General features: G+C 63.6%; 14 protein-coding genes. 8 read left to right on the forward strand and 6 right to left on the reverse strand.

Going from position 1 to position 19,769, the window contains the following annotated elements; all coding sequences use genetic code 11:
• Positions 1–64 precede the first annotated feature (64 nt).
• The 6 genes from JY451_03060 (at position 65) to JY451_03085 (ending at position 6,559) form a co-directional block, all read left to right on the forward strand.
• The gene (locus JY451_03060; protein ID QZH75606.1) at positions 65–640 is read left to right on the forward strand and encodes a sigma-70 family RNA polymerase sigma factor; all 576 of its coding nucleotides are present in this window, start codon (positions 65–67) and stop codon (positions 638–640) included.
• Positions 633–1,394, forward strand: a complete 762-nt coding sequence (locus tag JY451_03065; GenBank protein ID QZH75607.1) for an anti-sigma factor — start codon at positions 633–635, stop codon at positions 1,392–1,394. Before JY451_03060 ends, JY451_03065 begins: the two co-directional genes overlap by 8 nt.
• A gap of 237 nt (positions 1,395–1,631) precedes the next feature.
• The gene (locus JY451_03070) at positions 1,632–3,113 is read left to right on the forward strand and encodes a hypothetical protein (protein ID QZH75608.1); all 1,482 of its coding nucleotides are present in this window, start codon (positions 1,632–1,634) and stop codon (positions 3,111–3,113) included.
• A 1,160-nt stretch (positions 3,114–4,273) separates the two neighbouring features.
• Positions 4,274–4,645 (forward strand): hypothetical protein, encoded by a 372-nt coding sequence (locus JY451_03075; protein QZH75609.1) that lies wholly within the window; start codon positions 4,274–4,276, stop codon positions 4,643–4,645.
• Between the two features lie 131 nt (positions 4,646–4,776).
• A protein-coding gene (locus JY451_03080; protein QZH75610.1) for an IS3 family transposase occupies positions 4,777–5,948 on the forward strand; the annotation gives its coding sequence in 2 pieces (ribosomal slippage) (positions 4,777–5,029 and positions 5,029–5,948; 1,173 coding nt in all).
• Between the two features lie 26 nt (positions 5,949–5,974).
• On the forward strand, positions 5,975–6,559 hold the full coding sequence (locus JY451_03085) for a hypothetical protein (GenBank protein QZH75611.1): 585 nt from the start codon (positions 5,975–5,977) through the stop codon (positions 6,557–6,559).
• Between the two features lie 273 nt (positions 6,560–6,832).
• Here the strand turns inward: JY451_03085 and secA are convergent, their stop codons facing one another.
• The gene (secA, locus tag JY451_03090) at positions 6,833–9,634 is read right to left on the reverse strand and encodes a preprotein translocase subunit SecA (GenBank protein QZH75612.1); all 2,802 of its coding nucleotides are present in this window, start codon (positions 9,632–9,634) and stop codon (positions 6,833–6,835) included.
• Between the two features lie 90 nt (positions 9,635–9,724).
• Positions 9,725–9,997, reverse strand: coding sequence for a hypothetical protein (locus tag JY451_03095; GenBank protein QZH75613.1), 273 nt, complete (start codon positions 9,995–9,997; stop codon positions 9,725–9,727).
• Between the two features lie 99 nt (positions 9,998–10,096).
• On the opposite strand from JY451_03095, the gene argJ reads away from it, so the two are divergent.
• Entirely contained in the window at positions 10,097–11,335 is a 1,239-nt protein-coding gene (argJ, locus tag JY451_03100; GenBank protein QZH76523.1) for a bifunctional glutamate N-acetyltransferase/amino-acid acetyltransferase ArgJ, read from the forward strand.
• 8 nt (positions 11,336–11,343) lie between these two features.
• The gene (locus JY451_03105; GenBank protein QZH76524.1) at positions 11,344–12,138 is read left to right on the forward strand and encodes an inositol monophosphatase; all 795 of its coding nucleotides are present in this window, start codon (positions 11,344–11,346) and stop codon (positions 12,136–12,138) included.
• 109 nt (positions 12,139–12,247) lie between these two features.
• Here JY451_03105 and trxA read toward each other — a convergent pair whose 3' ends face one another.
• The 4 genes from trxA to JY451_03125 all read right to left on the reverse strand — a co-directional run bounded on the left by trxA (position 12,248) and on the right by JY451_03125 (position 19,766).
• Positions 12,248–12,568, reverse strand: a complete 321-nt coding sequence (gene trxA / locus JY451_03110) for a thioredoxin (GenBank protein QZH75614.1) — start codon at positions 12,566–12,568, stop codon at positions 12,248–12,250.
• Between the two features lie 82 nt (positions 12,569–12,650).
• Complete coding sequence (addA, locus tag JY451_03115; GenBank protein ID QZH75615.1) at positions 12,651–16,109, reverse strand: double-strand break repair helicase AddA; 3,459 nt, start codon at positions 16,107–16,109, stop codon at positions 12,651–12,653.
• Entirely contained in the window at positions 16,106–19,084 is a 2,979-nt protein-coding gene (locus JY451_03120; GenBank protein QZH75616.1) for a PD-(D/E)XK nuclease family protein, read from the reverse strand. The genes addA and JY451_03120 overlap by 4 nt, the downstream gene beginning before the upstream one ends.
• Positions 19,077–19,766 carry a nucleotidyltransferase family protein gene (locus JY451_03125; GenBank protein QZH76525.1) on the reverse strand — a complete coding sequence of 230 codons (690 nt, stop codon included), beginning with the start codon at positions 19,764–19,766 and terminating at the stop codon, positions 19,077–19,079. The genes JY451_03120 and JY451_03125 overlap by 8 nt, the downstream gene beginning before the upstream one ends.
• Positions 19,767–19,769 lie beyond the last annotated feature (3 nt).

Here is a 19,769-nt window from a genome sequence, read left to right on the forward strand (position 1 = left end):
CGAAGCAGGATGTTGAGAATGTTGGTCTTCTCACTGTCGCCAATCGGTGTTACCTGACCCCGCCATGGGCGATACGGCCAATCTTTCCCTCTCCGAACGCAGGGCCGAGCTGGAGACGGCGCTGGTTCTGGTCGCCGACGGGGAACGCCACGCGCTGCGCCGCGTGTACGATCTGACCTCGGCCAAGCTGATGGGCGTTATTCTGCACATCGTGCGCGATCGTGAAGCGGCCGAAGACGTGCTGCAGGAAGTCTATCTCAAAGTGTGGGACCGCGCCGGGCGGTTCGATGCCACCCGCGCCAGCCCTATCACCTGGCTCTGCGCCATCGCCCGCAACAGTGCCATCGATGCCGTGCGCCGAAGTGGCAGGCGCAGCGAAGTCTCTGTCGAATTCCTGCCCGAAGTGGCAGACGATGCACCCCTCGCCGAAGCCATGCTGTGCGAGGCGCAGGATAGCGAGCGGCTGGAGCATTGCCTGAAGGGTTTGCAGGACGATCACCGTCGCTGCATCCGCCTCGCCTTCTTCCGCGGCTACACCCACAGCGAGCTTTCGGAGAAACTGGAAGTTCCGCTGGGGACGATGAAAAGCTGGATTCGTCGCGGTCTTGCCAGTCTGAGGGGGTGCCTTGGCGATGGCTGACCCGATCGACACCAATCTCTTTGGCCCCGACATCATGGCGGGTGAATATGCGCTGGGCGTGCTCGAAGGCGCGGACCTGGCAATTGCGCAGCGCCGCTACCTGTCGGACCGGGAATTTGCGGCACGGGTGGAATGGTGGCGGCATCGGCTTGGCTGCATGGCCGAAGCGGCAGGCGAATTCGACCCCTCTGAGCAGGTCTGGCCCGCCATCGAACGCCGGTTGTTCAGCGACCGCGAAGGGGGTGGCGCGATGGAAGACCCGCGCGTCCGTCCCTCGACCAGAGGCCTGCCCGGCTGGAGTCTCGGTCTGGGCATGGCGATCTCGGCAGCGGCCGCTGCGGCGCTGACTTTCGTGTTCGTCCAGCCTGCCGGACAGCCTCCGGTGGCTCCGGTCGAAACTGCCGCTCCGGTCGCTGGGGAACGGCTGGTGGCGCAACTGGCGAGCGAGGACGGGGCTCTGACGCTGGCAGGTCTGGTTGACGGGCAGACCGGGCAATTGTCACTCAACATCGGCGGCTTCGCACCAGCGGAAGGGCAGGCGACAGAATTGTGGGTGGTGCCTGAAGGCGGCGCTCCGCAGTCGCTCGGCTTGATACCCGCCAGCGGGACGTTTGCGCGCGATCTGACCGACGCCGAGCGCGCGGCCTTGGTGGCCGGGGCATCGCTCGCGGTAACCTATGAAGATGCAGTCAGCGCTCCCCACGCGGCTCCAACTACGGACATCCTGATTATAGGCGGCCTGACGCAGGTTTGATCCACTTTCCTCGAATTTGGTTCCCGCTACTCACTGAAAAATAATTCTTTATTCCACTGCATCCAAAATTGGGTCCGGTTCGTATGTCTTGTGCCTCCCGCATCGGGAGGTGCCACGCAACCGGGGTTGCCGAGCTTGGGGAAGCATCGCAGGGGGCATTATCCTGCGCTGGATTTCTTCGAATTCCGACGCCTTCGCTTGTCGTGGCCTGGTCCACACATGCGAGAGGAAACAAACATGTCCCATAGAATTGCAAACCGTTTGGCCATCACTTTACTGAGCGGCACTGCCGCCATTGGCCTCGCTACCACTCCCGCAGCGGCGCAGGAAATCCCGTTTGATGGCGGCTACGAATGCGTGCTCAACAACGATCTGCTGCTGGTCGATACCACTGCCAACGCCACGGCGCTGGGCGAAGATGCGTTGGCCTGCGGTGAAGATGCCAATGCCACCGGCCCCTCGACCACAGCGGTCGGTGGCGAGGCCGATGCCACCGGACCTGGCACCACCGCAATCGGCTGGCGTGCGGAAGCGACCGCTGAACGTGCGACGGCGCTGGGCCACCTCGCCACTGCACAGGGCGTCCGCTCGTTGGCAGTGGGCGAGAACGCCGATGCCCAGTCCGACTTCTCCACCGCAATCGGCAATGAATCGATTGCCAACGGCATTGACGCGCTGGCGCTGGGTGACACCGCAATGGCGATGGGGAATTCAACCACTGCGGTTGGTGGCGAAAGTATCGCCACCGGTCCGGGAGCAACAGCGTTTGGCTGGCGTGCCGAAGCCAACTCCGAACGTGCCACCGCACTCGGCCATCTTGCCACGGCGCAAGGCGTTCGCTCGATTGCGGTGGGCGAGAACGCCGACGCGCAGACCGATTTCGCTACCGCGATAGGGAACGAATCTGTCGCCAACGGAGTGGATGCACTCGCGATCGGCGACACTTCTTTTGCAATGGGCAATTCGACTACTGCCGTTGGTGGTGAGAGCGTTGCCATGGGTCCGGGCGCTACGGCATACGGTTGGCGCTCGGTTGCTGATGGTGAACGCGCGACAGCGCTGGGCCATCTCGCAGATGCTGGCGGCGTGCGTTCAGTCGCGGTAGGTGAAGCTGCCAATGCCTCAGGTGCGGGAGCCATCGCGCTGGGCAACCAGTCGGTTGCCTCCGGGGTCAACTCGGTCGCTATCGGCAATGGCGCGGTGGCTGCCAATGACGGGCAGGTGGTGATCGCGGGGCTGGATACCAGCACCGCCTCTCAGGTCGGCCCGGTCTTCGTGCTGACCGCTGACGGCAGCGGCACGCTGGGTCGATCGGCGAGCTTCGCTACCACCGAACAGGTGGCGGCCAACACCTCGTCGATCAATGTCAATTCCGGACTGATTTCTGCCAATACTGCCAATATCGCCGCCAATTCGGCAGCGATCGGGGCATTGCAGGGGCAGACCGCGACCTTGTTCGATCTTGCCAATGCTAATGCCCAAGGGCTGCGTGAGGCAAATGAGGGTGTGGCACTGGCGCTGGCGATGGAATCGCCGGTCCTCATGCCTAGCGACAGCTTCGGCGTGGCGGGCGGTTTCGGTTACTTCAACAACCGGGTCGCCGGTTCGGCCAGCGTCGCCGCTCGCGTGAGCGAAAACGCCTATGTTACCGGCGGGGTCGGAGTGGGCTTTGAAGAAGGCGAGATCGGCGCGCGAGCGGGGTTCCAGGCCGCTTGGTAAACCAAAGCGTCTGACTAAGGGTTCCTCCCGTGGACCGGGAGCGGGGGTCGAAGCCAAAAGCTTCGGCCCCCCAGCGCCCGGTTTCACGCCAACTCGGCGGATGGACAAAATCTTCGAGAATCAGTGGACCTTTACAACTTCCCCTGCGCCAAAATCGTGGTGCAAAGTGAACAGGGTGCGAGGCTGTAGTCTAGCGTTACATCAGTCAAATATCTGAAGCTACATCAGTCGAATGTCTGGACTCGGGTCGGTTGGAGAATTTCCGCTCCTGGCGAAAAGCCCATCGAAGCTGCCAGGCAGGTTCTGGTGCCGCTCACAAGTCCCGCTCATGGCCGGAAAGAGGGTGGGTTGCGGACAGTTCCAACACAAATGTTTGATTTGTGAGATGCTGCGCCTTCGAGTAGCATTTGCTGGCGTATAGGAAGCTCCAATACCGCTCCATTCACAGAATTGTAGCGAAATTCCAAACACTCATCTGGTGATCTATGCAGAAATTGACAACTTTAGTTATTTTTCCGTTCTATATGTTGATTACTTCTTCGTGTATAACCGACGAGGTGCAAGATAGGATGCGCTTTTGCGAACAAATCGCATCTCAAAATATGCTGAGATACGAATTAAATAATCTATTCTTGATATCTAGCTTTCATGGGGCCTTCATTCAGGTTCCCGATTGTAGCAACGTTACGCTAGATTTGAATTTATCACTGCTAGATAATGATATCGAAGTGAATAGAAGATTGAGGGAATTGATAATGATAAGCCAAGTGCAAGACAATTTTCCGATAGAAGTTCATTCTGAGGGATATCTTGAAACTGTTCATGAACTTAACAATTCTAGGCGGACTCTTTTCATCGAAAAAGTTTATGGCTTTAGACGGCTAGATCGGTCGTTTGTTGATCAGGCAGGCGAGTGAAATTAATGATGAGGTCTGAATCGTTTCTCCTTATCTAGCGCTGTGGTATCAACGCGATCCTCTACTGGCTAAGGGGATTTTCCGCTAAGGGTCGTTTGTTGGCAGGCTGCTTTTGTCTGAATCCGGGCGATAGCAACCATGTTCGGTTTCGGGTAATGCTGAGCGGTGCCGCAATGTCTGGAATGAGGGTGGAAAGCGGTCGTTCGATTGCGCTAGGCATTCTTGTGCTGGTAGACTGGTCGAATGTCGCGCAACTTGGCTGTCGCTGTCCTCGCACTCTCGCTGTCTAGTTGCGGCCCGCCTTTGGTTTGGGGCGGCGACGAAGCCACGAAAGGCAGGCTGCTGGAGATTGTTCCTCTCGGTTCTACTGTTGGCGATTTAGAAGCAGAGGCCGAAAATCGCGACTGGCTAATATCAAATCGCGATGATCGATCCTTTCTCAAAGGCGAACCACACCACTTATCCGAAGGGTGCGAACATCAAGGCGGCGTTAGCCGAAAGATCATCGTCGCAGAGTATGGACTGCTCACCACCTCAGTAGAGACCTCGTGGCTGTTCGATGCGAATGGGAAGCTTGGCAGCTTGTGTATCCGCAGGACAACGGACGCGCTCTAGTCGCGATGTCAGCATTGGGTCGTTTGCTGAAAGGCCGCTTTTGTCTCAATCAGGGCGATAGCTGCTGACATGACCCCCTGATTTTCCTCCAGTCTCGATTAGAGTCCGGCCCTGACAGAAGGACGGACGAGATGAAGAGAACGAGGTTTACAGAAGAGCAGATTATCGGGGTGCTGAAGGAGGCGGAGGCGGGCGCGAAGACCGCTGATCTGGCCCGGCGGCTCGGTATATCGGAAGCGACGATCTACAACTGGAAGTCGAAGTATGGCGGACTGGAGGTTTCCGAGGCCCGGCGGCTGAGGGAGCTTGAGAGCGAGAACGCGAAGCTCAAGCGGCTGCTGGCCGACACGATGCTGGACAACGTGGCGTTGAAGGATCTCCTGGCAAAAAAGTTCTGACGCCCGCCGCCATGCGGGAAGCTGTAGCTCATCTCCGTGCCTGCCACGGGATGAGCGAACGGCGGGCGTGCCGTGTCATCGATGCTGATCGCAAGAGCGTGCGCTACCGTTCCACCCGGGACGATGATGCCGGTCTGCGTGAGAAGCTGCGCGAGCTGGCCAACCAGCGTCGCCGGTTCGGCTATCGCCGTCTGCACATCCTGCTGCGCCGGGAGGGCGTGATGATCAACCGCAAGAAGACCCAACGCATCTACCAGGAGGAAGGGCTGGCAGTCAGGCGGCGACGCAGCCGCAGGCGTGCTGTCGGCACGAGGGCACCGGCTCCGGTGCTGGCACTGCCGAACCAGCGCTGGAGCCTCGACTTCGTGCATGACCAGATGGCCTCGGGCCGAAGGTTCCGCGTGCTCAACGTAGTCGATGACGTGACCCGGGAGTGCCTGGCAGCGGTGCCGGACACGTCGATCTCCGGCCGCCGTGTCGTGCGCGAGTTGACCGAGCTGATCGCAAAGCGAGGCAAGCCGGGGATGATCGTCAGCGACAATGGCACCGAGCTTACCAGCAACGCCGTGCTCGCATGGTGCGGCGAGATCGGCGTCGAGTGGCATTACATCGCGCCGGGACGGCCAATGCAGAACGGCTATGTCGAGAGCTTCAATGGCCGCATGCGCGACGAGCTGCTGAACGAGACGCTGTTCATGAGCATGGTCCATGCCCGTGTCGAGATCGCCGCCTGGGTGGATGACTACAACCGGGAGAGACCGCACTCATCCCTTGGATACGCAACCCCGGCGGCGTTCGCCGCTGAACTGGATAAGCAATGGCCTGCTCCGCTACGCCCTACGGGCTCCGCTACGCAGCCCATTGCTTCAACCGCGCTCATGCGCAACAAAGCGGCTCGGCTCTAATCCCAGCTGGAGGAAAGCTGGGGGTCATGTCACGTTACTTCAAACCCCTGCCCGCTAATGAAACGCCTTATGGCCACGACCAAATCGCGCCACCAAGCATGTCTGAGGAGCAAATTCGTGTGTTGGCCGTCGAAGTTGTGCAATCATCTGGTAAAAAATATTTTGTTAGCCATGAAAAATTCGAGCAATGTCGACAAAATATCGAGACACCTTTGACTTTTATAAGAGGACTAATGGTTGCAAAGGAGGCTAAAATTGAGCTCGATATGCTGGAGAAAGCCAAATTACCAAGATTGCTTTCTCAGCCAGAGAATCACAAGCAAGCTTGGGCCATAGAAGAGGAATTCACGACAGATCGAAGGCGCTATGAGATAGACTACTTCATACAGAATACTGGCATGAAATTTGGAGACAAATTTCGATTCATTGACGAGGCTAAACGAAATAACATTCAAAATTACGTGATCAAAGATTCTGAAAAGAGCGTCTGGCCTGATGAAAATATGAAACTTAAATGGATCATTAGAGATGCGCAAATTAGATTAGTTCATGACGAGGTAAAGAAGAGGAAGGAACACCTCCGGCTTATAATCAACCAGAACAAATTATAGATCTAAGATACCCTATAAATGCAGATTCATTGTAACCCATGCCCAAGGCCGCTGGGTGGCATTTGAACCAACTAGCGCCGCCTATCCAGTTCCAGTGGGGGAATGAATGGGGGAAAGATAAGTTTGCGTGTTATCATTTCACCATTTTTATCGTTTTAAGTCATAAGGATAGATGAAAATGGTTCGAATCCTACTCGGAGCCATTTTCTTTCACACATTCCGGTAGCGCGCGCCGCCCTGGGCAGCGCGCGCCGATGTATCGCCTACCAGCCGCTACGCCTGTGCGCCGTGGCAGTGCTTGTACTTGCTGCCCGATCCGCAGGGGCACGGCGCGTTTCGGCTTACGTTCATCCCTGCATAAGGATCGGCAGTCTGCGACCCGCCTGAGCCGGTGGAGGCCACGGGTGAGGCGGCCAGCGTACCGAACAGCGGCGCGCGGGCTGCCGATCCGTCGCCATCGTTCGAATTGTCCTCGCCGGTAAAGGGATCGATGTGTCCGGTAAGGAAATCGGGGAGGTCAGGAAGCGCGCGAGGCGGCGGCGGGGCGGCTGCGCGGAATTCCGCCGTCAGCAGCACCTTGGTAACATCCTCGCGCACGCTTTCCAGCATCGTTTCGAAAAGGCCGAAGGCTTCGCGCTTGTATTCATTGAGCGGCTGCTTCTGGGCATAGGCGCGCAGGAACACCACCTGCCTTAGCGCATCGAGCGTGGCGAGGTGTTCCTTCCAGTGGTAATCCAGCCGTTCGAGCAGAATGCTCTTCTCGACCCGCCGCCAGCTGTCTTCCGGAATATCGGCGGTGCGTGCTGCCATCCGCTGCTCGGAAAGATCCTGCAACCGCTCCTCGATCAGTTCGGGCTCGACCTGCTCTTCCTGCATCCATTCATCGAACGGCACGTCGAGACCGAGCACGCTTGTGGCCTTTTCCCGCAGCGCCTCGATATCCCACTGTTCGGGGTAGGAACCCGGCGGGCAGGCGGCAAACACGATGCCGTTGATCGCATCGCGGCGCATGTCGTCCACCACATCGTCCACGCTCGCGGAATCCATGATTTCGGCGCGCTGCTCGTAGATCACCTTGCGCTGGTCGTTCATCACGTCATCGTACTGGACGACCTGCTTGCGCATTTCGTAATTGCGCGCTTCCACCTTCTTCTGCGCGGTCTCGATGGCCTTGCTCAGCCACTTGGAACCGATCGCCTCGCCATCTTCCAGATTGGCGTTCATCATCTTGGCGAACAGCGTGTCCGGCCCGAAAATGCGCAGCAGATCGTCTTCCAGGCAAAGGTAGAAGCGTGACAGGCCCGGATCGCCCTGACGGCCCGAACGACCGCGCAGCTGGTTGTCGATGCGGCGGCTTTCGTGGCGTTCGGTACCGAGCACGAACAGCCCGCCCGCTGCCAGCACGCGCGCCTTTTCTTCCGCCACTTCGGCCTTGATCTTCTCGATGGCGGCGTCCTTCTCGGGTCCGTCCTCCATCTCGCTCAATTCATCCTCGATGCGGAATTCGACATTGCCGCCAAGCTGGATGTCGGTGCCACGACCGGCCATGTTGGTGGCGATCGTCACCGCACCGATGCGCCCCGCCTGCGCCACGATATGCGCTTCCTGCTCGTGCATCCGGGCGTTGAGCACCGCGTGCTTGACGCCTTCCTGATCGAGGAACTTGCTCAGCAGTTCGCTTTTCTCGATCGAGACCGTACCCACCAGCGTGGGCTGTCCACTTTCGCTCTTTTCGGCGATGGCCTTGGCGATGGCCTGGAATTTGTCGAGCGTGTTCTTGTAGAACTCGTCCTCCTCGTCCACGCGGCTCACCGGCACGTTGGTGGGGATTTCGACGACGTTCAACTTGTAGATATCCCAGAACTCGCTCGCCTCGGTGGCGGCGGTGCCGGTCATGCCGCTAAGCTTGGGATACATGCGGAAGTAGTTCTGGAAAGTGATCGAGGCCATCGTCTGGTTCTCGGGCTCGATTTTCACGCCTTCCTTGGCTTCCACCGCCTGGTGCAGGCCGTTCGACCAGCGGCGGCCATCCATCATGCGGCCGGTGAATTCGTCGATGATGACGACCTTGTCGTCCTTGACGATGTAGTCGGTGTCCTTCTTGAACATCACCACCGCGCGCAGTGCCTGGTCCATGTGGTGGACGACCTGGGTGTTCTCGACATCGTAGAGGTTGTCCGATTGCAGCAGGCCCGCCGCGATCAGGCGTTGTTCCATTTCCTCGGTGCCCTGCTCGGTCAGCGAGACGTTACGGCTCTTCTCATCCTTGGTGAAATAGCCCTCACCCTCGGCCATCGGGCCGCCGTTCTCGCGTTCGAGCGCCTGCTGGTCCTGCACCAGCTGCTTCACCAGATCGTCCAGCGCGACGTAGAGATCGCTCTTGTCTTCGGTGGGGCCGGAAATGATCAGCGGGGTGCGCGCCTCGTCGATCAGGATCGAGTCCACCTCGTCGACAATCGCGAAATTGAAGGGCCGCTGGACCATCTGGGCGCGGTCCTGCTTCATGTTGTCGCGCAGGTAATCGAAGCCCAGTTCGTTGTTGGTCGAATAGGTGATGTCGGCAGCATAGGCGGCGCGACGGGCGGATTCGGGCAGGTTGGGCACGATCACGCCCACGGTGAGGCCAAGAAATCCGTGCAGGCGGCCCATCCACTCGGCATCGCGCCGGGCGAGGTAATCGTTGACGGTGACGACGTGGACACCCTTGCCTTCGATGGCGTTCAAGTAGGTGGCGAGTGTGGCGACCAGTGTCTTGCCCTCGCCCGTCTTCATTTCGGCGATCTCGCCGCGATGGAGCACGATCCCGCCGACCATTTGCACATCGAAGTGCCGCATCCCGAGTACGCGCTTGGAAGCCTCGCGCACCGTGGCAAAGGCTTCGGGCATGATATCGTCGAGCGTCTGCCCTTCGGCCAGCTTGATGCGGAACTTGGCGGTCTGCGCCTTAAGTTCATCATCGGAGAAGTCGGCTAGCTGCTCTTCGAGCGCGTTGATCCGGGCGACGATCTTGTCGAGCGATTTGACGTAACGATCGTTGGACGAGCCGAAAAGCGATTTGGCGATACCTTGCCACATGGCGGGATTCCTGTCGGATATATGGGAAGAATGGCCGCGCGGACTGGGGCGCGGCTGGAGAAAATCGGGCGATATAAGGGGTTTGCGGCGCTATTCGTGCGCGCGGTCTGCCTGGATCTGGACCGGGGGGACGACGACGATGATGGGCCGCCGGGGGCAGGGAATCGCCCGCTGGGCAAGGCTCGCCTGGCGTGCCTGCGCCAGCTGCATCGGCGCGCTGACCACCGGCGGGCACTCCGCCTGCTGGTCCGCCGCCGCCACACTCATCACCGCACCCTGCGCCGCAGCGACAGGTTCCGCCGCGAGCGTGAAGCCCGAAATGACGGCAAGCAGAGTGAGCAATTGGCGAAGCATTGAGGTCAACAGATAGCGATTGTTACCGCGAAGTCTATCCGCAAGGCATGAATGTCCAATGAAATTGCCGCGTTGTCGCCCGCTTTACGGGCCACTATGAGGCAGCGCATGGACATCGCCACCTCGCCCCTCGCCCTGCCCTTCCCCGCCATGCCGCCGATTGCGGGCGTAACGCTGCGCGTCGCGCGGGCCGGGTACAAGCGTTGGGCCAATAACCTCGAACGCGCGGACCTGACCTATGCCGAACTGGCCGAGGGCACCGCACTGGCCGGCGTGTTCACGCGCAATGTCTGCTGTTCGACCGAAGTGGAAATGGGCCGTGAGCAGGTGCTGCTCGGGCGGGCGCGGGCTTTGATCGTCAACGCGGGCAATTCCAACGCCTTTACCGGCTATCGCGGGCGCGAAGCGGTGGAGCAAATCATGGCGCAAGTGGCGCATCACCTCGATTGCGCGCCGTCGGACGTGCTGGTTTCCTCCACCGGGGTGATCGGCGTGCCCTTGCCAAAGGACAAGGCTCAGGCCGGGGTGGCCGCGGTGCTGGAAGCGGAGCCGTGCAGCTGGGAGGAAGCCGCAAACACGATTGGCACCACCGATACCTTTGCCAAGGGGGTGACGGCTGCGGCGGTGGTGGGCGGCATACGCGTGACGCTGAACGGGATCGTCAAGGGCAGCGGCATGATCGCGCCCGACATGGCGACCATGCTCGGCTACGTGTTCACCGATGCCTTGGTGGAACCGGCTTTCCTGCAACAGTGCCTTTCAGCCGCCAGCGATGCGACGTTCAATTGCATCACCGTAGACAGCGACACCTCGACCAGCGACACCGTGCTGGCCTTCGCCACCGGCAAGGCGGGCAATGCGCCGCTGGGAAGCTTTGACGATCCGGGAGCGGATGCCTTCATGGCGGCGCTTCAAGATGTCTGCCGCCAGTTGGCGCATCTGGTGGTGCGTGACGGCGAAGGGGCGAGCAAGTTCATCGCGGTGAGCGTTTCGGGTGCGGAGAGCGACGAGAGCGCGCGCCGCGTCGGCCTCGCCATTGCCAACTCGCCGCTGGTCAAGACCGCGATTGCCGGGGGTGATGCGAACTGGGGCCGGGTGGTGATGGCGGTGGGCAAGGCGGGCGAACCCGCAGACCGCGACAAGCTCTCGATCGCTTTCGGCGGCGTCTGGACCGCGCGCGATGGCCTGCCGGTGGAGGGCTACGACGAGGCTCCGGTCGCCGCGCATCTGGCGGGGCTGGAAATCGACATTGCGGTCGATCTCGGCCTTGGCGAGGGACGCGCCACGGTGTGGACCTGCGACCTGACGCACGGCTACATCAGCATCAACGCGGACTATCGTTCGTGAGCGACATCATGGCCTTCCATCGCGCGGTCGAGAACCTGCTGCGCGAGGTGAGCGAAAGGGCGATCCTGCCCCGCTACCAGCGGCTGCGCGAGGGCGAGGTGGAGGACAAAGGCGGCAACGATCCCGTCACCGTCGCCGACCGCGAAGCCGAAGCCATGCTGCACGACGGGCTCGAGCGGATCGTGCCGGGCCTCGCGTTTGTTGGCGAAGAGAGCGCCCATGCCGATCCTGCCACGCTCGATGGTCTGAAGGGCGATTGCTGGATTGTGGACCCGCTCGACGGGACGCGCAATTTCGCAGCTGGCAAGCCGCCGTTCGGCATTCTGGTGGCAATGGCTTCAGGCGGAGAGGCGCATACCGGGTGGATTTACGATTGCTTGACGCAGCGCCTGTGCGTGGCGCATCGCGGCAAGGGTGCGTTTATCGGTGACGAAAGGGTGATCGCGCAGCCGACCGGCGAGGAACTGCCCGTCGCCGCGATCTCGCTGCTGTTCATGGACCCGGCCAAGCGGGAGGCGGTGAAGGCGCGGATCGCCCCGCACTATCGACTCGCCGACATTCCCTATTGCGCTGCCGAGCAATATCCCCGGCTGGCGCTGGGCGTGAACGACGTGTCGATCTTCGAACGCACGCTGGCGTGGGACCATGCAGCGGGCGTGCTGTGGCTGAACGAAGCCGGCGGCAAGGCCGCGCGGCCCGATGGCTCGCCGTACCGTGTGGATGGCGATGCCCATGGCGGGCTGCTCGGCGCGGCTTCGCCTGCGCTTTGGGATGAGCTGGCGGGGCGGCTGGGCGCGCTTTAACTCCCCTCCCGCTTGCGGGAGGGGCCGGGGGTGGGCCTGTTACGGCGTGGCTCGCTGCGCTCGCCCCCACCCCTGACCCCTCCCGCAAGCGGGAGGGGGAGTCAAAAGCCTAAAGCTGCCCTTCCAGCCAGCCCTTCAGCGCGTTCTTCGGCGCGGCACCCATCTGCTGGGCAACCGGCTGGCCGTTCTTGAACAGCACGAGGAACGGGATCGACTGGACGCCCATCTTGCCCGGCACTTCGGGGTTTTCCATGATGTCCATCTTGGCGATGGTCACCTTGTCGGCCAGTTCGTCCGAAATCTCTTCGAGCGCAGGCGCGATCATCTTGCACGGGCCGCACCAGTCGGCCCAGAAATCGACCAGCACGGGCTTGTCGGAATCGAGCACATCGGCCTGGAAACTGGCATCGGTTACGGTCTTGGTGGCCATGACGAAAATCTCCTGAAATTGCTTGCGCCCTATGTGGGCATGGTTCGTAGACTGGCAATGCGCGAGGCGCGATAGCTTTCCTTTATCCCGTCCCCAGTTGCAGTTTGGGCTGTGGGTGGTGCGCGGCGAGCACGTCGGCGGGAATGGCGATAAGCTGCGGCGTCTGGGTGTAAAGCACCACCGCCTCGATCACCCGCCCCGGATAGATCACCGCCAGCGCGGCGGCATAGGCGCTCATCTGCCGCAGCGTCGATGGTGGGACTTGCTCCAGCGTGGACGGCGGGCGGCGCGCCGTCTTGAAATCGGCGACCAGAACGCGTTCGGCATTAACCAGCAGGCGGTCCGCTGTCCCTGCGATCACCTGCTCGCCCACGGTCGCCGCCAGTGGAACTTCGGCCAGCGCATCGGGCCCGAACAGGTCGCGCCAGCCCGGTTCATCGAGCACCGCCAGCGCGCGGGTGAGCATGTCCTCGCGCTCCTCCGCCGCCAGTTCCGGCCCATGCCGTTCGAGCCAGGCCCGCCCGCCGCTCGCCCGCATTTCGGGCGGCGCATCGGGCAGCCGTTCGAGCAGCGCGTGGATCAGTACCCCGCGCCGCGCGGCCACGGCGGCCAGCGCTGCTGGCAAAGGCGGGTCCGCGCCTTGCTCGTCGGCGCTGGCAGACGGTGCGAGCGGACGCGGAGGGCGCGGCTCCTCGCCAACGGGCCGCGTGGCCCAGCCTGGCAAGGCCGTGAGCATGAACTGGGCCTGCTGCCGTTCGGGAACAGGCTCGGCCCGCTCGCCCAGTTCGGCGCGCGCGCCCCAGAACGGATCTTCCAGCCATTCGCCGCCGAACAACGGCTCCAGCCGCGCATACCAGCTGTCGGGCTTCGGTTCCTTCTCGCGCTTGTTGAGCGCTCCGCCGATGAACAGCGCTTCTTCCGCGCGGGTCATGGCGACATAGAGCAGCCGCCAGTGTTCCTGCCGTTCGGCGGCTTTGGCCTTTTCCTCCGCCGCAGCAATCCGACCGACGCGTTCGGGCTTGGACAGCGGCGGCAGCGGCAGTTTCAGGCCCTTGTCGCTCCCCGGCACCAGCTCCTCAAGATCGAGCCCGGAGGTGCGCGAGGCATCGGGATCGCCGCAGGCATCGGCGAGGATGACGATGGGCGCCTGCAAACCCTTGGAGCCGTGGACGGTCATCACCCGCACCAGATCGCCGCTGCCTTCGTTCTCGCGCTTCAACTCGCCGTCACCGGCATCGAACCAGCGAATGAAGCCCTGCAAACTGGGGGTGTTTACCGCCGCGAATTGCAGCGCCGCGCCGAGCAGTTCGTCGATCGGATCGTTCGCTTCGCGCCCCAGTCGCGCCACCAGCTTGCCGCGCGCCTGCCACGGGCCGACCAGCATCCAGTGCAGCAGCGCCTGCGGCGGTTCGAAATCGGTGCGGGCAAGCAGATCGCGCAGCATATCGGTGGCGACCACGGCGTGCGGATGGCTGCTCCGGCGCAGGTGATCCCACAGTCCGCGCTCTTTGGGGCGAAAACCGTGTTCGAGCAGGTCCTCCTGCGACCAGCCGAATATCGGCGAAACCAGCAGGCACGCGAGCGACAGGTCATCGCGCGGCTGCGCGGCGAAGCGCAGCGCGGCCATCAGGTCCTTCACCGCCAGCGGCGCGCCCAGCCGCAGCCGGTCCACGCCCGCCACTTTCACCCCCGCCGCGTGCAGCCGGGCGACGATCAGCCCGGCCAGTTCGCGACGCTTGCGCACCAGCACCATGATATCGCCTTCGCGGGCATTGCGCCGGGTGCCCTTTTGCAGTGCAAACCCGGTGTCGAGCCAGTGCTTCACCTGCGCGGCAATGGCATCGGCCATCCGCCGTTCGGGTTCGGATATGCGCAGCTCGGGGCCGTCCTCCTCCTCGTCAGCATCGTCGGGCCTGCCGGGGACGGGCTTCCACAGCGTGACAAGACCGGGGCGATTGTCGCCCACGTGCGGATCGGGTGCGCGCTCCAGCCCCAGCGCTTGATGGCCGATGGAATTGATCGCGGCATCGACGAAAGTGAGCACGCTTTGCGCGGTGCGGTACGAGCGGCCCAGCCCAAGATCCTGCAAATCGCGCAGCGACACATTTGAGCGCAGTTGCGTCGCCGCCTCGCGCCGCTCGCGCAACCGCGCCCAGTACTTCTTGAACGCGCGGTTGAAATTCTCCGGGCTGGTGCCCTGGAATCCGAAAATCGCCTGCTTGTAATCGCCGACCACGAAGATCGTCCGCAAGCGATCGTCCTTCTGCCCCATTCCGGCGAAGAAATCGTCGGTCAGCGCGTCGATGATCGCCCACTGTTCGGCATTGGTATCCTGCGCTTCATCCACCAGCACGTGATCGAAGCGGCGATCGAGCTTGTAGCGGATCCACGCCGCCATGTCGGAGCGCTGGAGCAGCAGCGCGGCCTGCCGGATCAGATCGTCGAAATCGACCAGCCCCTCGCGCGCCTTGGCCTCGTCCCACGCCAGCGCGAACTTGCGCCCGACTTCGAGCGCAGGTGTGACCAGCGCTACCAGTTCGAGCAGCATGGCCTGCTCCGCCACACTTTCGAGCCAGCAGCGCGCTTCTTCGGCAAGGGCGGCGAGGCCATCGACCTTCTTTTCGAGGCTGGACTGGTACTTGAGCAGGCCCTTGTCGTTGAACAGTTCGCCCAGCAGCGCGCAGCAGGTGGTGAACCGCTCCTGCGCGCCGCCCAGCAGCCAGTCGCCGATAACGGTGGCGTATTTTTCCGCGCTGGCGGTGCCCCATGTGTGATAGGCCCACATCACTTGCCGGATCAGCCCCACGCCGTAACCGCCATCCTCGCACAGCGCACCGAGCGAGGCGGCGTCGGCATCCGCAGGCAGACCGAGCAGCGCCTTGACGCGGGTCTGCATCGGCGGCTGCCACGCGGCAGCACCGAACCACGCATCGCGCGCCAGCGCACAGCGCATCAGCCAGCCCCTTGCGCCGTCATGCCCCATTCGCAGCGACAGCATTTCGAGCGCCGCCACTGCCGCCGGATCGCCCGCTTCCCATTCCAGCACCAGTTCGCGCAGCACCCCGCCTGCGAGCAGTTCGCGGTCACGGTCCTCCATCGGGCGGGTGCCGGGGACCAGCCCTGCTTCCTCCGGGAAGGCCGCCAGCAGCCACTGCGCGAAGGCGTGGATAGTATCGATCCGCAAGCCCCCGCCGGGGCAATCGAGTACGCTGGCGAACAGCGTGCGGGCGCGGGCCACGGTGGCCTGGTCCATCGCCGCGCCAATGGCATGAAGATCGGCAGCCAGCTCCTCGGGCTTCATCCGCACCCAGTTCGCCAGCACTTCGTTCACCCGCGTCGCCATTTCGGCCGCGCCCGCCTTGGTGAAGGTGAGGCAGAGGATCTGGTCAGGCGTGACGCCTTCGGTCAGCAGCAGCCGCAGCACGCGGGCGGAGAGTACCTGCGTCTTGCCGGTGCCCGCGCTGGCGGAGAGCCAGACGCTGTCGGCAGGCTCCACCGCATCGCGCTGGTTGTCCTGCAGGGGGAAGACCTTGCCGCTCACGCCGCGTCCCCCCGGCTTTGCCATTCCTGCAGGCGCATCAGCTGGTCATAGGTAGAATAGCCGGGCGCATCGGGATTGATCCCCGCCACAAACGGCTCGTTGCCCAGTATCCACTTCGCCAGCGCTTCGTGCAGGTGGCGTTCGGTTTCGGGGAGGAAATTCTCCGGTTCGATGCCCTTCTGCCGTTCGGTCAACTTGAGCGGCGAGACTGCTTCGCCAAAGCCGGTGTCGGATTCCTTGCTCTTGCCCAGCCGCCAGTATTCGAAGCGGCTGGCCGCGCCCGAGAGTCCGTCGAAGGTGCCATAGTGCAGGATCAGGCCGATGGTGCCTAGTTGCAGCGCATAGCCTGCCTCCACCTCGGCCTTGCTCGGCGCGCGCCCGGTCTTGTAGTCGACCACCGCCAGCGTGCCGTCGGGCAGGCGGTCGATCCGGTCCGCCTTGCCGAATATCCGCACGCCATCGACCACGATCTCTCCCCATTCCTCCCACTTCACCGGCACCCGCCCCGGCTGATCCGCCAGCGCGCTTTCCACCCATTGCAAGCCCGCCAGCAGGCGCGGTCGCCACAACGCACGCAGCAGCGGGTGGGCCGAGAGGTCGCGCAAGTGATGGTCGGCAAGCTCTGCCAGAGTGCCCTTCCCCGCGTGCCAGTCTTCGAGGATTGCATGGGCCAGCGTGCCCTGCCACGCGGGGCCGGGATCGGCATCGAGCAGTTCGAGTTCGGGCAGGCGGAGGATCTTGCCCGCGTAGAATTCGTAGGGATCGCTCCGCAACCGGTCGAGCGCAGTCACGCTGATCGCTTTCGGGCGCTGTTCGGCGCTCGGCACCGGGCGCGGTTGCGGATGCGGCGCGGTGTTGTGGCCACGCCCGTCGTCGAGCGCGCGCGCCAGTTCGGGCAGCCCCTTGTCCTCGTGCTTCTCCACGAGATCGCCGCCGAGCAGCGCGCGCACCCGCAAGAGGAAGCGCGAGGCGATGGCGGGGCCGGACATTTCGCGCCTTGCACGGCTCAGCACCACTTCGGGCGCACCCAGCGCCCCGGCGAGATCGTGCGCGGCAAGGCCGATGCGGAAATCCGCCCCCGGCACCCCAAGCGCGCGCAACACGGCGGGGGCGAGCAGCGGGTCGGCGGCGGGCACCGGCGGCCAGGTGCCTTCGTTCAGTCCGGCGCAGATCACCAGATCGGCGCGGGTCATCCGCGCTTCGAGCAGGCCGTAAATCGCCACGCGCGGATGGCCGCCATAGGGCGGGCGTACCGCCACCCGGTCCATCGCATCGCGCAGCGCAGCGGGCAGGTCTGCGGGTTCGAGCGCAATCGGCACATCGCGCGCGTGCAACCGCAATTCCTCGACGAAGGCCGCCAGCGCCCGCCCGTCCTCGCGCGCCCACAGGTCCACGCCGCACAGCGCTTCGCCAGCGGCAGCGAGCAGGTCGAGCCAGTCGCCCAGACCGCGCGATGTGAGGGGCTCCAGCAGCGGAGCGAGCAGTTCCTCGACCCCGGCGAACCATTCCTCAACCTTGGCTTCCGCCGCCACCGGGCGCAGCGGCGCAAGTCCGGGTTCCAGCCTCGGCCCGCGCAGTTCCAGTTCGAACGCCCGCGCCGCGTCGAGCCAGTCCGCCCGCCCTTCGCCCGCCATGACCAGCGGATGTTGCAGCAGCGCCACCAGCGGCACCGGCGCGGCATGTTCCGCTGCTACTTCGGCGAGCAGGAGCAGCACCCGCCCCGCCGCCGTCTGCGGCAAGGGCTTGCCCGCCGAATCGTCGGCCATGACATTCCAGCGTCGCAGATGCTGCGCCACCCGCCCCGCCAGCCCGCGATCGGGCGTGACCACCGCAACGCGCTTCTCGGGCACTTCCAGCGCCTCGCGCACCAGCAGCGCGATGGCCTGCGCCTCCTCCTCGGGATTGGCGGTCTCGACCAGCCGCACTCCGGCCATCCGCCGCTTGCCAGCGGGCAGATCGACCCAGGCCTTGCTCGCCTCGGGCGGGAGGAACAGGCTCGAAATAGCGTGGCTGCGTTCCGGCGGTCCCTTGGCGAGCCCCGCGCGGTGCCACGGCTGCACTTCGCCCCGCGCGACGCCCATGCGGTTGAGCAGCAGCTTCAGGTGATACTGCGGATGGGTGACGGCATCGCTGCGGCCGAACGGGGTTTCGGCTGCAGGATCGCCCGCGCCGCCGAGCTCTTCCCACACCGCATGGTCCATCGACAGGTCGAGATCGGGCAGGACCACTGCGCCCTGCGGCAGTTCCGATACTGTGCGCAGCAGGTGCGCCAGCGCGGGCGCGGCGCTGGTGACCCCGGCAGCGACATAAGGCGTCGCGGGCGGACTGGCGCGCATCCGCTTCGCCGCTTCGTGGAACAGGCGATTGCGGCGCTGGGCGGCGTCGATCTCGCCGCGCCCGGCCAGTTCGTCCTGCCACATCTTCGCGACCGCGTAGAACAGCTTGGTGTTCTCGCGCCAGTGTTCGGCATTGGCTTCGAGCGCGTCGAGCACGCGGTCCTGCCACAGCTCCTCGACGTCGATTTCCTCGACTTGCAAGCGGTCAATGGTGGTGCCAATGTCGCGCGCCAGCCGCAGGCGGGCGTTGGCGGGCATTTCCTTGCGACCGAGCCGTGCGCCCGCCTCGCCGACGAATTGCGCCAGCTTCAGCCAGCGTCGCACCGGATCGGCAGCGGGCGGGATCGCCGCGCCCGCGCCCAGCGAATCGAACAGCGGCCCCAGCGCCTCGTCGAGATCGAGATCGCCCACCATCACCATGCGCGGCATCAGCAGGCCGGGGGTGCCGGTAGCCCCGGCATGGCGTACGAAAGCTTCGGACAGGGTGCGCGCAGCGCGGGCGGAAGGCAGCAGCAGCGTCAGCCGCGCCAGTCCGAAATTGGGTTCGGCATAACGCGGCACCAGCCCCGCCACCAGCGCATCGGCAAAGCCGCGATGCGCGGCGATGGAGTAGACTTGCGGCCTGCCCGCCTCAGACATCCCGCAGCGCTTCTTCAGTCGGCCTGATCGCCTCGGGCGTGCCGACCTCGAACCACTTGCCGGTGAAGGGCACCCCGAACAGCCGCCCTTCCTCGATCGCGCGGCTCCACAGCACGTTGGTGGAGAACGGCCCGTCGGGCGCATCGCGCAGCAGCCGCTTGCTCGCCAGCTGGATGCCGCTGAAAATGAATGGCGCCAGCCGACCCTCCGGGCGCCGAGTCACGCGGCCTGCCGCATCCATGCCGAAATCGCCCAGCCCGCGGAAGTTGAATGCCGACTTGTGCGGAACGAGCAGCAGCAATGCGTCCATCCGTTCGGCATCCCAGAGGGCGGAGAGATCGGCGAAACAGTTCTGCGGGCCGTCGAGCCATATGTTGTCCGAGTTCAGGCAGAAGAAGGGATCGGGCAGGTGCGGCGCGGCTTTCACCAGCCCGCCGCCGGTTTCGAGCAGCAGCTCGCGCTCGTCCGAAATCACTACCTGCGGAGCGGTGCGCTCCTTCAGGTGCGCTTCGAGGTTCTCCGGCATGTAATGCACATTCACCACTGCGCGGGCTATGCCCGCATCGGCCAGCCGGTCCAGCGCATGGTCGATCAGCGGCTTGCCTGCCACCCGCACCATCGGCTTGGGCTGGCTGGCGGTGAGCGGGCGCATCCGTTTGCCCATCCCGGCGGCGAGCACCATCGC

The organism is Erythrobacter sp. (genome assembly GCA_019739335.1).
Classification (GTDB): Bacteria; Pseudomonadota; Alphaproteobacteria; order Sphingomonadales; family Sphingomonadaceae; genus Alteraurantiacibacter.

What these genes read in the sequence shown, in the direction of transcription:
- JY451_03060 (QZH75606.1), top strand. Translation starts at nt 65, where the DNA reads ATGGGCGATACGGCCAATCTTTCCCTCTCCGAACGCAGGGCCGAGCTG.
- JY451_03065 (QZH75607.1), top strand. Translation starts at nt 633, where the DNA reads ATGGCTGACCCGATCGACACCAATCTCTTTGGCCCCGACATCATGGCG.
- JY451_03070 (QZH75608.1), top strand. Translation starts at nt 1,632, where the DNA reads ATGTCCCATAGAATTGCAAACCGTTTGGCCATCACTTTACTGAGCGGC.
- JY451_03075 (QZH75609.1), top strand. Translation starts at nt 4,274, where the DNA reads ATGTCGCGCAACTTGGCTGTCGCTGTCCTCGCACTCTCGCTGTCTAGT.
- JY451_03085 (QZH75611.1), top strand. Translation starts at nt 5,975, where the DNA reads ATGTCACGTTACTTCAAACCCCTGCCCGCTAATGAAACGCCTTATGGC.
- secA (QZH75612.1), bottom strand. Translation starts at nt 9,634, where the DNA reads ATGTGGCAAGGTATCGCCAAATCGCTTTTCGGCTCGTCCAACGATCGT.
- argJ (QZH76523.1), top strand. Translation starts at nt 10,097, where the DNA reads ATGGACATCGCCACCTCGCCCCTCGCCCTGCCCTTCCCCGCCATGCCG.
- JY451_03105 (QZH76524.1), top strand. Translation starts at nt 11,344, where the DNA reads ATGGCCTTCCATCGCGCGGTCGAGAACCTGCTGCGCGAGGTGAGCGAA.
- trxA (QZH75614.1), bottom strand. Translation starts at nt 12,568, where the DNA reads ATGGCCACCAAGACCGTAACCGATGCCAGTTTCCAGGCCGATGTGCTC.
- JY451_03120 (QZH75616.1), bottom strand. Translation starts at nt 19,084, where the DNA reads ATGTCTGAGGCGGGCAGGCCGCAAGTCTACTCCATCGCCGCGCATCGC.
- JY451_03125 (QZH76525.1), bottom strand. Translation starts at nt 19,766, where the DNA reads ATGGTGCTCGCCGCCGGGATGGGCAAACGGATGCGCCCGCTCACCGCC.